This window comes from Cellulomonas sp. WB94, from assembly GCF_003115775.1.
In the GTDB taxonomy this organism is placed as follows: domain Bacteria; phylum Actinomycetota; class Actinomycetes; order Actinomycetales; family Cellulomonadaceae; genus Cellulomonas_A.
Genome location: NZ_QEES01000002.1, coordinates 1629513 through 1641707, shown reverse-complemented (window position 1 = coordinate 1641707; position 12195 = coordinate 1629513). Strand labels below are relative to the sequence as shown.

Here is a 12195-nt window from a genome sequence, read left to right as displayed (position 1 = left end):
CGTTCGGCCTCCCTCGCACACACGACCGCGCGTTTCACTAGGGGAGGCCGGACCTCGCAGTGGCCGGTTCCAGCTCAAGCACCTTCTAGCGATGGAGTACTTCATGCGCGGAGTAGTCATGCACGCGCCCGGTGACGTCCGGGTCGAGCAGCGCGCGGACCCGCAGATTCTCGAACCGACCGACGCGATCATCCGGACAGCTGCCGTCTGCATCTGCGGGTCGGACCTGTGGCCCTACCGCGGCATCGAGAAGCTCGACGGACCCACGCCCATGGGGCACGAGTACGTCGGCGTCGTGGAGCAGATCGGTGACTCGGTCAAGAACGTCAAGATCGGCGACTTCGTGGTCGGCTCGTTCTTCGCATCGGACAACACCTGCGAGATCTGCCAGGCCGGCTACCAGTCCCGGCGCGTGCACAACATCGGCATGGGTTCGATGGGCACGCAGGCCGAGCTCGTGCGCATCCCCCTCGCCGACGGCACCTTGGTCGCGACGCCTGGAATGCCCGACCCAGAGCTGATCCCGTCGCTGCTCGCAGCTTCTGATGTGCTGGGCACGGGCTGGTTCGCGGCCGTGGCTGCCAAGGTCGGTCCGGCGAAGACCGTCGCGGTCGTCGGTGACGGCGCGGTCGGCCTGCTCGGAATTCTCGCTGCCAAGCATCTCGGCGCCGACCGGATCATCGCGATGTCGCGCCACAGCGATCGGCAGGCGCTGGCCCGTGAGTTCGGCGCGACCGACATCGTCGAGGAGCGCGGTGACGCCGGCGTGGCCAGGATCAAGGAACTGACTGGCGGCCTGGGCGCGCACAGCGTCATCGAGGCGGTCGGTACCCAAGAATCCATGGAGCAGGCCATCCGGTCCACGCGACCTGGAGGTCACGTCGGATACGTCGGGGTGGCCTACGGGGTCGAGCTCAACGGCATGGACCTGTTCTTCTCCGGCGTGCACCTGCACGGCGGTCCAGCCCCGGTTCGCCGGTTCCTGCCCGAGCTGATTCAACTGACCCGAGAATGTCCGGAAGCGGGCGCGCGACCGCTCCGGGCGGAGCCCGGATGGTCGTTGATGGGGAGGGGCTGTCAGGCGACGGGGTCGAGGACGACGGTGTGGCCGAGGGCCTCGAGCTGGTTGACCAGGCGGCGGGTGCGGGCTTGTTCGGCCGCGTGGTCGGTGAGCCAGCCCGGTCCGAGGTCGACGTAGGTCTGGTCACGGACCAGCATCCAGTAAGCCGAGACGAGGATGGAGTGCGCGACCGCGACCGCGGCACGGTTGTGCCCGCGCCGAGAGGTCAGGTGCGCGAACTGGCTGGCGAGATAGGTGTCCTTCGTGTGGGAGGCAGACTGCGCGGCCTCGACGAGCATCGAGGTCAAGAACCTGTTCCCGTGCCGGGTGCCGACCGGTTGGCGACGCCCGGCGGACTCGTGCATCGCGGGTGCGACCCCCGCCCAGGAAGCCAGGTGTCCGGGGCTGGGGAACCGAGACATGTCCCCACCGGTCTCGGCGATGACCGTCCAGGCGACCAACCGCCCGACCCCCGGGATGGTGGTCAGCAGGTCGATCTCGTGCGCCCAGGGAGCCATCGCGACCTCCAGGTGCAAATCCAGGTCGGCGAGGGCTTGCTCGGTCGCGGCGATCCGGGCCAGCAGCTGACCGACGATCAGTGCGTGGTGGTCATCGAAGTGCCCGGTCAGGGCCTCGACCAGGTCGGGGATCTTGCGGCGCAGCTTGGTGCGCGCCAGGTCGGCCATCACCACCGGATCGCGCTGCCCGTCGACCAACGCGGACAGCATCGCCCGTGAGGACGTCCCGGTGATGTTCGACGCGACCGCGGAGATCTTGATCGAGGCGTCCTCCAACAACTTCTCCAGCCGGCCGGCATCACGGGTCCGGTCGCTTTGCAGCTGCAACCGGTAGCGGGTCAGGTTCCGCAGCCGGCGCACCGGGGCCTCGGGGACGAACGACGGGGCGACCAGGCCATGCTCGAGGAGCTGGGCGATCCACTCCGCGTCCCGCACGTCGGACTTGCGTCCCGGCACGGCCTTGATGTGCGCCGCGTTCAGCAGCCAGGTCGTCATCCGCTCTTCGAGGCAGTACAGCACCGGCTTCCAGTACGTCGAGGTCGACTCCATCGCCGCCAGCTCGACCCCGCACTCGACCAGCCAGTCGGCCATCAACCCCAGCGACCGGGTCATCGTGCGGAACGTGCGCGTCTCGGAGACCCGCCTGCCCCCGGGCCCGGGCATGCGCACACAGACCACGACGATCTTCTTGCCGATGTCCAGACCAGCGACCCGCTCAACCAGCACTTCCATCACGACCACCTCCGAGAGCTCGGCGACAGGCGCCGCCCGGAGGGGCCCTTGCGGTCGGAGACAGACCCGCGTGCTCAACGGCAACAATGCGACACACCCCGAGCCCCCGCGTCGTACTCATCTGCGGGCTCAACCGCACCAGAGTCATGCGACGTCGCCGGGCGACCCCACCATTCTCATCTCACCGACCGAACGACCAAGCCCGTGCCCCTTACTCATCTGGGACCGGGTGATCGACCCTGGCAAGGTCTTCGACCTCGCGCTCCCGCTCGACCGGGCGGCCAAGGGCTACACGGCTATGGACGAGCGTCGCGCCATCAAGGTCCTCCTGGAGGTCTGACCAGCCCCGCAGCTGCTGCCAGGCTGAGTGGGAACCACCCGCGCGGCCAGGACGAGTTCGGAGCCCCCCTCACAGTCCGCGAGCTGCTCTCGCTCGTGCCTTGATCGCAAGGATGACGTCGGTCTTGGCGTCGGCATAGTCGTTCATGTCGTCCCACCGCTTGCTGAGCAGGGCTCTCTTGGTGTCCTCGTAGAGGGCACGGTCTCTCGCATCGGAACGCAGGCGATCGCGAAGGAGAAGGTATTCGTCCACGGCAGGATCGTCTCGTTCGAAAAGGTGCACATGAACGTCGCGCGCTGGTGTGCGCACAAGGCGATGCCTCGGCTCGCGGACCCGCAGCTCGTATCCGGCGGCCAGGAGCGCATCGAGGTAGTCCTCTTCGGCGGTGATGTCGTCGACCGTGACCACGATGTCGATGATCGGCTTGGCTGCCAGCCCGGGAACTGACGTGGAACCGATGTGCTCCATCTCGACATCCGATGCTGCGAGAGCATCCCGGATCCGCCGCTGGTGATCGAGGTAGATGTCTGCCCACCGGTCGTCATAGCTGTGCAGCTCGACCGCGAGTGCCTCGACACCCCCCACCAGCTCGACCGTCGTGACGTCCGGTCGGCGCGGCTCGCGGTTCTTCCTCACGCGAACATCGTCGCATTGCGGGCTTCGGGCCGTCAGCGCCAGAAGTCGGCGAGCTGTTCGGCGAGGGCTCTGCCTTGCTCGTATCCGGCTCGAGCGGCAGGCGGACGCTGCGACAGATCCATCGCGTTGGCGCCGAACATGTGCTCGGAGGCGCTGTCCGGGAAGATCGTCTCGACTCTGCTGCCGCGTGCGCGCAGCTCGGCGAGCTGTGTTGCGAGATGCATGCCCCAGTCCACCGGAGTCAGTGACCTGCCGCCGAACGGTGACAGCACGAGCACCCGTGCGTATCCGGCTGCCAGATCGGCGTTCTCGGCGTTGGATCGGTAGCCGCCGTCGATGTAGCGGTGGTCCCCGATCCGGTAGGGAAGGCCACTGGCGCAGCTGGCGGCAACGGCGTCCGCCAGGTCGACCCCGCTGTGCCGGTCGAACACGACCGGTTCACCGGTCTGGGCATCGACGGCCGTGATGAGCACTGTTCGTCGCGGCCAGCGCTGACTGGGCAGCCGCGCGGCGACCGTGGCGCGCCACTGCGCTTGCCATGAGCCGTCCGACGCCGCATCCACGTCGAGTGCCGACGCGCCCAGCCGGGGGCGCAGGTCCGCCGCGTCCTCGGCGGCGGCGATGATCGCGCCGAGCCTCTCCAGATGGTTCGCCACGGCCCTGACCGGAGCCCGACCTCCGTCGGACCCGGCCGGACGGGACCGTTGCTGGGGGGCAGGGGCGAGAGTCGCCGCGAGCAGCTCGGTCGGCGTCGCGCCAGCGATCTGGGCCGCGGCCGTCGAGCCGGCCGACGTCCCGATGGTCAGGTCGGCTGTGGTCACGTCGAGCCCGGCGTCGAACAGGCCGGCGACGACCCCGATCAGCCACGCGTTGCCTGTCGATCCGCCGCCACCGAGGACCAACGCTCGATCGCCCTCGGCGCGCAGCCGCTGGGTGGCGTCGACCTCCGGCTGATCCTGGTCGGACCTCGACTGGTCGCCGTGCCGCGGCACGGCGCCGATGTCGGACGTCGTCGGGGCGGGGTGCGGAGCTGACGACGGTGTGGTGTTCATGGGGACGCGCCTTTCGCGGATGCGTGGGGTGGCGCTCCCGGCGGCGACTACCTCAGTCGCGCGATCGTGGACGGCTGGGGAGCGCCCACTGTGGTCACTGCGTTCATGGGTCTCACCTCCTGCCGACGGATCACGATCGCGGCGACGCTAGTACGCACGCGGAGCGGTGCGCAACGGGAATCATGCCGAGGCCATGTCGCGGTCGAACGCGCCGCAGACCGCTACACCCTCAGCTGCCGACGGCCCGCTGAACAGATCCGCGGCCGGTGGAACCGCTGCTCACGGTCTCCCCCAAGGGAGCGCGTGCTGTCGGGGGCGCAGGATGCCGCCACCAACAGTGCGCGGAGCCGGCCGCCTGCACCGGCGACATGCGGGATCATGCGGACATGAACCACCGCGTGGCGAGGCCTCCGGGACACGTGATCGTGCATGGGCTCGAGGGCCTCGGCCTCCGCGTCATCGAGCATCTCGTCGCCCTCGGCCTGGAGGTCGTCGCGGTGGACGACGGCGCCCGACCCGGCGCGGTCCAGGCCGCGTCCGCCATGGGCGCGACCGTCGTCCCGCACCACGACGGAGCAGCCGCCGCGCTCGGTGCCGCGGGCCTTCGCGACGCTCGTGCGGTCGTCTGCCTGTCTTCGACGGACCTCGGAGCGCTGGAGACCGCGCTGCTCGCCCGTCGGCTCCGACCCGAGCTGACCGTCGTGGCCCAGATCCGCAACCAGGCGGTCGCGCGCGCGGTACGGGCCGACGTCGGCATCCTCGTGCTCGACGTCGCGACGATCGCCTCGCCCGCGATCGTCGAGGCGTGTCTCGGCGAGCAGGGGCACGGGTTGCGGATCGCCGACGAGGTGGCACAGGTACGCACCGTGGCGGCGCCACGCGACGGCCTGCTGCGGGACCTGTTCGGTGAGGTCCTCGTCCCGTTGTGCGTGCAGCGGCTCGACGGCGCGGCGGAGTCGGTGGTCTGCCCTGGACGTGATCTCGAGGTGCACGCGGGGGACGCCGTGAGCATGCTCGGACCCGCGGCCGTCTGGGACGAGGTGGCCCCGTCGACCCGCTCGGCGGTCCAGTCCGCGACCGTTCGACCCTCCGGCCAGGCTCACGGCGAGCGCGAGGAGTCGGGCGCCGTGCGCCGGTGGGGCCGGGCCGTCGCCCAGGCCACCGACTTCCGGCTGCGCCGTGCTCTCGTGACGCTTCTCGGGCTGGCGCTGTTCTCGATCGCCGTGCTGATGATCGGCTACCGCGAGGCGGACGGCACGCGCATGACGCCGCTCGACGCCCTCTACTTCACCGCGGAGACCATCGGCACGATCGGCTACGGCGACTTCAGCTTCCGGGCGCAGCCGAGCTGGCTCCGCGCCTATGCGGTGCTGCTCATGGTGGCCGGGGCGGTTCTCGTGACCCTGGTCTACGCGCTGCTGACCAACCTGCTCGTCTCACAACGACTGCAGGAGGCGCTCGGCCACGGGCAGGTCACCGACCTGCGCGGGCACGTGATCGTCGTGGGGCTCGGCTCGGTCGGGGCGCGCGTGGTCGAGTCGGTCCTCGCTACGGGGACGCCGGTGGTCGTCGTGGAGACCGACGAGACGAACCGGTACCTGGCCCAGGTGCGAGGTCTGGGCGCCAAGGTCGTCCTCGGGGACGCCACGCTCGCCCGCACGCTGCAGCTCGTGAACCTCGACCGCGCCAAGGCCGTGGCCGTGCTCACCTCCGACGACCTGACGAACCTCGAGGTCGCCCTCGCGGTGCGTGACTGGCTCGGTGAGCGCACCGACGTCCCGGTCGCGATCCGGCTCGCCGACCGTCGCCTCGCGTCGACCGTGCGGCAGGCGTTCGGGTTCACGCACGTGCGGTCCACCGACGAGCTCGCTGCTCCGTGGTTCGTCGGCGCCGCTCTCGGGCTCGAGGTGCTGGGGACGTTCTTCGCGGGCGACGTCCCGTTGCTGTACGCACGGGTGCAGGTCACACCTGGCGGCGGTCTCGACGGCGCGCGCCTCGACGCGTTGACCGGGCGGAGCCGCGTGCTGTCGGTGCGCCACCGTGGTGAGCAGGAGGTGCACCGTGTCGCTCGACGGTGGACCACGCTCGAGGCGCACGACGAGGCGTTCGTGGTCGGTCCGCACGAGGAGCTGCTCGGGCTGCTGCGGCAGGACGCGCTGCCGTTGACCGCCCGACACCCCGGGCCGGCGACGAGCTCCTGAGCCCCGGTCGGTCGCTCCAGCGCGGCTGCGGGATCGGGACCTACGAGGCCAACCGCTCCCCCGTGTCGTGACCCGAACCGGCCGGTTCGGCACCGCGTTCGGGCTGGTTGATCTCGGCCCACACCGCATCGAGGGAGAGGTCGAGGACCGCGGCGATCGCGGCGATCGTCGGGAAGGCTGGAGTGGGCACGCGACCCGTCTCGATCTTCCGGAGGGTCTCCGGCGAGACGCAGGCGTCGAGCGCGGTCTCAAGCATCGAGCGCTCTCCCCTGGCGCGACGCAGGAGGGCGCCGAGGCGCTGACCGCGCTCCACCTCGGCGGGAGTGAGCGGCAGCCTGACCATCGTCCCATTCTAGTACCGGGATAGTATGGCCGGTATAGTTATTGGTCGAATGAGAAGGGCGCCGCATGATCGAGATCCTGAACCCCACCGAGCTGGCCCGAGCACGAGAGACAGGCGCGCTGGTCGCTGACATCCTGCAGACGCTGAAGAGTCGAACCCGGGTCGGCACGAGCCTCCTGGACATCGACCGGTGGGCGAAGGCCATGATCATCGAGGCCGGAGCGCAGTCCTGCTACGTCGACTACGCGCCGTCCTTCGGGCGCGGGCCGTTCGGCCACTACATCTGCACGTCCGTCAACGACGCCGTGCTCCACGGACTGCCCTTCGACTACAGGCTTGCCGACGGCGATCTGCTGACGCTCGACCTTGCCGTCTCCCTGAGCGGAGTCGCTGCCGACTCGGCCATCAGCTTCGTCGTGGGCGGCTCACGGCCCCCGGAGAGCGTCGCGATGATCAGCGCAACCGAACGCGCCTTGAGCGCAGGGATAGCCGCTGCCGGGCCCGGTGCCCGCATCGGCGACATCTCCCATGCCATCGGCTCGGTCCTCAGCGCGGCGGGGTATCCGATCAACGTCGAGTTCGGAGGTCACGGCATCGGATCGACGATGCACCAGGACCCGCACGTCTCCAACACCGGTCGGCCCGGCCGCGGGTACACGCTGCGCCCTGGGTTGCTGCTCGCACTGGAGCCGTGGGTCATGGCGGACACCGACGAGCTCGTCACCGATGCCGACGGGTGGACGCTCCGCAGCGCGACAGGCTGCCGGACAGCGCACAGCGAGCACACGATCGCCATCACCGACGACGGAGCCGAGATCCTCACCCTGCCGAGGCGCGCGCACTCGTGAGGTGACTCGCGGGCTCAGGCGCCGTCCGGCCAACGCACGTCCTGCACGACCTCGTTGCGCCGCAAGAACCACGGCTTGTACGGCGGGTCGAACCTCGCGAACCTCGGAGGACCCACGGGGAGCAGTCCCGCCAGCGCGATCTCGGCCTCGAGGTCGGCGAGGTGCCGGCGGTAGGCGGACTCGGCCCATCGGCCCGAGAAGCGCAGGGCCGCTGCCAGGCGCTCAGGCAGCGCTCGGACGCGCACCTGCGGGTTGGAGGGGACGGGCGCCGTCGCGGCCGTCAGCGTCGCGGGCAGCACGAAGGCGATGAGGAACTCGCCCTCGGCCGTCTCGGTCTGGACGACCGGCGCGGTCATCGCGACCCGCTCGGACCCGGCCATCTCCTGGACGACCGGCGCGGTCATGGCGACGGAACGCGCTGACTCGTTCTGCCCCGAGATGTAGCCGAACAGGACGCGGAACGCCTGGTTGCCCGCGCTCTCGAAGGACCCACGGACAGCGACCTCGGCCACGACGTGGGAAGGGTAGCGCCGCAGCTCGAACGCGGGGTACCGCTCGACGAGCTCGTACGGCTGTTGCTCCGTCACGCGTCCGACACTACGCACGTCGGGGCGGGCCTTCCTCAGGAGGCGGGCGGGTCGAGCTGGAGCCGGTCGACGGCATCCTGGATGGCGACGGCGGCCGCTCCCCTGGCCCAGGCTGTGAAGCCCGACTCGTCGACGTAGAGGTTGACGTCGTCGGCGCGGGGGTCGCGGTGCGCCGCGATCGCGGACCGGACGCGGTCCTCGGCGATGCCGAACAGCGCGATGCCTTCACCGGCGAGCACCGCTGCGGGCTGCATCGTCAGATTGGTGGCGAGGGCGACGAGCAGCCCCAGAGCGTCTGCTGCGGCATGGACCACGGCCGTCGCGGCAGGGTCTGCTGCCCGCGCCAGGTCAAGCACCTCGTCATAGTCGACAGGGCGCTGCAGAGCGGCCGAGACCTGAGCCGCGATCGATCCGGCCGTCAGCATCGCCTGTGCGCACCCGCGATGCCCCTCGGCGCACAGGGGTCCGGTGGCGCTCAACGGGATGTGGCCGCCGAGGCCCACACCGGCCTCGCGTGACCGCACGACCTCTCCGTGCACAACGAGGCCGTACCCGATGCCGGCCCCGATCGTGATGACGACGAAGCCAGGGATGTCCCGGCCGAGGCCGAACCACCGCTCCGCCTCGGCCAGGGCGACGAGGTCGTTCTCGAGGACCACCGGAACGCCCATCCGGTCCTCGACGAGCTGGGCGAACGGCACGTCGGTCCAGCCCAGGAAGGGTGCGAACTCGACACGCCCGTTGCTGACCGCGCCGCCCAGGGCGATGCCGACCGCCGTGACAGGTTCCACCTGGGCGGCACGCACAGCGGCGGCCACCGCGCTCGCGACGTCCTCGGGCCGGTGGCTCCGCAAGGTGTGCTCCCCGCTCGCGACCAGCCCGGCCCGCACATCCGTCACGGCCACGTACACGGTGTCAGCGGTGAGCTTCACCCCCGCGACGTGGGCGAGCCCCGGCGACACGTCCAGCGGTCGGACGGGCCGTCCGACGGACTTCGTCGACCGGTCGTCCACCTCGACGAGCAGGCCCCGCTCGAGGAACGGCTTCACGAGCCGGGTGAGGCTGGAGGACGACAGGCCGAGCATGCCGGCGAGCTCGACCCGCGCGATCGGCCCGTGGATGAGCACGGCCTGCGCGAGTGCCTTCTCGCTGGTGGTCGTCGTGCGCGGAGGGCCTGGCGTCGGCAAGACGGCCCTGCTCGACGACCTGCTCGCGGGTGTCACCGGCGTGACGGTGCTGCGGACCCAGGGGCTGGAGTCCGAGTCACCGCTCGCCTTCGGCGCCCTGCACCGCCTGCTGCGTCCGCTCCTGCCGAGACTCGACGAGCTGCCCCGCCCACAGGCTCGCACTCTCGGAACCGCATTCGGCCAGGACGACGACGCGCGGGTCGACCCGTTCGTCGTGGCGATCGCGACGCTGTCCCTCCTGACCGTCGCCGCCGAGGAGCAGCCGGTTCTCGTCGTGGTCGACGATGCGCACTGGCTGGACGCGGCGTCGGCCGACGCTCTCTGGTGGCCGCCCGGCGCCTGCAGGCGGATCGCGTCGCGGTCGTCTTCTCCGCGCGCGACGGGACGACGCCGCCGTTCCGTCACGACGGCGTGCCCTCCCTGACCCTGGGTCCGCTCGATGCCGCCTCGGCGCGGGCGTTGCTGGACGAGCGCACGACGAGCCCCATCCATCCAGACGTCGCCCACCAGCTGCTCGAGCAGACAGCGGCCAACGCGCTGGCCCTGGTCGAGCTGGCACCGACCCTGAGCCCCGCCCAGCTGGCCGGCGACTCGCCGCTGGGCAGCCACCTGCCCATGACGCCGGACATGGAGCGGGTCTTCCTCGATCGGGCCCGACGACTCCCGGAGCAGGTCCAGTCCTACCTGCTGCTCGTGGCAGCCGACGACTCCGGCCAGCTCCGCTCCATCGCGCGCGCCGCCGCGATCCTGGGACTGGATGAGGCGACGGCCGGGGCAGCCGAGGCGTCGGGCCTGGTCACGACGGACGACGACACGCTCCGCGTGAGACACCCGTTGGTCCGCTCGGCGCTCTACCAGGCGGCGAGCTCCCGCGAGCGTCGTGCCGCGCATCGTGCACTCGCCGCAGCGCTCGACGGCCAGGACCCCGATCGTCAGGCGTGGCACCGAGCGGCCGCCGCGGAAGGTCCCGACGAGACGCTGGCGAGCGCCCTGGATGCAGCGGGGACCAGGGCCGAGAACCGGGGTGGCTACGCCGCCGCATCGCGTGCCTACGAACGAGCAGCCGAGCTGACGGCAGGAGCCGCGCGCCGCGCCGAACGGTACTTCGCGGCGGCGCGCAACGCCTGGGACGGTGGAGAGCTTGCGCGCGCGCGGGCGCTGACGGCAACGGCGCGGAACGAGACCGACGACCCCGTGCTCCGGGCAGACATCGACCGGCTCCGTGGGCGCGTCGAGGTCAACGTCGGCTCGAGCTCGGCTGCCCATCGCATCTACGTCAACGCTGCCGCCGCGGTCGCGAGGCACGACCCGGACAGGGCCGTCGACCTCGCCGTCGCGGCGCGCGGCCTTGCGGCGTACGGCGGAGACAGTGGCGTGGCGCTCGCTCCCGAGACGCTGAGCACGCAGCCGATCCCGGGCGAGAGTGCGCGAACGAGGTCGCTGAGACAGCTCCTGAAGGCCATGACCGCCGCGTCCGAGGGCCGGTGGTCCGACGGCCTCGACCTGTTTCGGGAGTGCCTGGCGGACGGAGTCACCGACGCACACCCCGACGTCCTGGCCCATTTCGGTCAGGCGGCGCTCTACCTGGGCGACGACGAGGCCGCGGAACGGTGCTTCGAGACGATGCTCGGCGGTGCCCGCGAGAAGGGCGCCGGCATGACGGCGCTGTACGCGCTTCCGCGGCTCGCGTTCCCGCTCTTCGTGACAGGTCAGTGGTCACGGGTTGAGCGTTGCGCGCACGAAGCCCGCTCCCTGGCTGCCAGCACCGGACAGCCCGCCCTGTCGGCCACACCACTGGCGTGGCTGGCCCTGCTCGCTGCCGTGCGGGGCCACGAGCTCCCCGCCGTCGACGCGGCAGACCTCGACGAGGTGGTGGAGCACCGCGCGCTCGGGATCCTCGCCGGGCCCACCGCCGACCTCCGTCGATGGTCCGCGGGCGTCCGCGACGCGCACGCGGGGTCGCTCGCAGGGGCCCATCACCACCTGAGCCGGATGCGGCTCCCCGCGCTCACCCGCCTGGCAGCTCTCGACCGCATCGGCGCAGCCGCGCGCGCAGGCGAGGTGGAGTGGGCCCGGGCACAGATCGATGATTTGGTGCCGTTCGCCGAGGCGACCCGGTGGCCGTGGGCACTGGGCGCCGTGCACCACGGCAGGGCCCTCCTGGCAACCGCGGAGGACGCGCCTCACCTGTTCGAGGCCTCGTTGGTGCACTACTCGACGGCGCGTCGGCCCTACGACCTCGCCCGGACGCACCTCGCCTTCGGTGAGCACCTGCGACGTGCCCAGCAGCGCGTCGAGGCCCGGGCGCACCTGCGCCGTGCACTGGAGATCTTCGACGACCTGAACGCCGGGCCGGCCGCCACGCGGGCAGCGAACGAGCTGCGGGCATCGGGCGAGACGGCACGCAAGCGGGACGTCTCCACTCAGCTCGCCCTCACGCCGATGGAGCTGCAGGTAGCCCGGCTCGTCGCCCAGGGTCTGTCGAACAAGGACGTCGCCGCGCAGTGCTGGATCTCGCCGCGCACCGTCGCGTTCCATCTGCGCAACTGCTTCGCCAAGACGGGCGTCTCCTCCCGAGGCGAGCTGGCCCAGGTCGTCCTCTCCTAGCCGTCGCCTGAACCCGGCCATCTCGCCGGGGCGACCAGGGTGGGGCGACGAGACGCTTCAGGGACACCAGTCGCCCACCGCAGG

Annotated in this window: 10 protein-coding genes and 2 pseudogenes; 6 read left to right on the top strand and 6 right to left on the bottom strand. The window is 71.0% G+C overall.

Going from position 1 to position 12195, the window contains the following annotated elements; all coding sequences use genetic code 11:
• Positions 1–103: 103 nt before the first annotated feature.
• Positions 104–1198, top strand: coding sequence for a zinc-binding dehydrogenase (locus tag DDP54_RS08705; protein WP_242448451.1), 1095 nt, complete (start codon positions 104–106; stop codon positions 1196–1198).
• 14 nt (positions 1199–1212) lie between these two features.
• Here DDP54_RS08705 and DDP54_RS08700 read toward each other — a convergent pair.
• Positions 1213–2310, bottom strand: a pseudogene (locus DDP54_RS08700) (IS110 family transposase); the annotation flags it as partial.
• 211 nt (positions 2311–2521) lie between these two features.
• On the opposite strand from DDP54_RS08700, the pseudogene DDP54_RS08695 reads away from it, so the two are divergent.
• Positions 2522–2650: pseudogene (locus tag DDP54_RS08695) on the top strand (IMP dehydrogenase); the annotation flags it as partial.
• A gap of 69 nt (positions 2651–2719) precedes the next feature.
• Here the strand turns inward: DDP54_RS08695 and DDP54_RS08690 are convergent.
• Both DDP54_RS08690 and DDP54_RS08685 read right to left on the bottom strand, forming a co-directional pair.
• Positions 2720–3286: a GrpB family protein gene (locus DDP54_RS08690; protein WP_109131408.1), complete on the bottom strand. Its 567-nt coding sequence runs from the start codon at positions 3284–3286 to the stop codon at positions 2720–2722.
• 32 nt (positions 3287–3318) lie between these two features.
• Positions 3319–4338: a patatin-like phospholipase family protein gene (locus tag DDP54_RS08685; protein WP_109131407.1), complete on the bottom strand. Its 1020-nt coding sequence runs from the start codon at positions 4336–4338 to the stop codon at positions 3319–3321.
• A 386-nt stretch (positions 4339–4724) separates the two neighbouring features.
• On the opposite strand from DDP54_RS08685, the gene DDP54_RS08680 reads away from it, so the two are divergent.
• Complete coding sequence (locus DDP54_RS08680; RefSeq protein ID WP_158274493.1) at positions 4725–6539, top strand: NAD-binding protein; 1815 nt, start codon at positions 4725–4727, stop codon at positions 6537–6539.
• A 40-nt stretch (positions 6540–6579) separates the two neighbouring features.
• Here DDP54_RS08680 and DDP54_RS08675 read toward each other — a convergent pair whose 3' ends face one another.
• Entirely contained in the window at positions 6580–6882 is a 303-nt protein-coding gene (locus DDP54_RS08675) for a helix-turn-helix transcriptional regulator (RefSeq protein WP_109131405.1), read from the bottom strand.
• 65 nt (positions 6883–6947) lie between these two features.
• On the opposite strand from DDP54_RS08675, the gene map reads away from it, so the two are divergent.
• Positions 6948–7730: a type I methionyl aminopeptidase gene (map, locus tag DDP54_RS08670; RefSeq protein ID WP_109131404.1), complete on the top strand. Its 783-nt coding sequence runs from the start codon at positions 6948–6950 to the stop codon at positions 7728–7730.
• Positions 7731–7744: 14 nt separating this feature from the next.
• Here the strand turns inward: map and DDP54_RS08665 are convergent, their stop codons facing one another.
• Both DDP54_RS08665 and DDP54_RS08660 read right to left on the bottom strand, forming a co-directional pair.
• Complete coding sequence (locus DDP54_RS08665; RefSeq protein WP_109131403.1) at positions 7745–8317, bottom strand: heme-binding protein; 573 nt, start codon at positions 8315–8317, stop codon at positions 7745–7747.
• 35 nt (positions 8318–8352) lie between these two features.
• The gene (locus tag DDP54_RS08660; protein WP_242448305.1) at positions 8353–9504 is read right to left on the bottom strand and encodes an ROK family protein; all 1152 of its coding nucleotides are present in this window, start codon (positions 9502–9504) and stop codon (positions 8353–8355) included.
• Between DDP54_RS08660 and DDP54_RS08655 the strand changes: the two genes are divergently transcribed.
• Together DDP54_RS08655 and DDP54_RS08650 are read left to right on the top strand one after the other, a co-directional pair.
• A complete protein-coding gene (locus DDP54_RS08655; RefSeq protein ID WP_158274492.1) occupies positions 9479–9928 on the top strand; it encodes an ATP-binding protein in 450 nt (149 codons plus the stop codon). The two genes, DDP54_RS08660 and DDP54_RS08655, sit on opposite strands and share 26 nt — an antisense overlap.
• Entirely contained in the window at positions 9829–12111 is a 2283-nt protein-coding gene (locus tag DDP54_RS08650; RefSeq protein WP_109131400.1) for a helix-turn-helix transcriptional regulator, read from the top strand. Before DDP54_RS08655 ends, DDP54_RS08650 begins: the two co-directional genes overlap by 100 nt.
• The last annotated feature ends 84 nt before the right edge of the window (positions 12112–12195 follow it).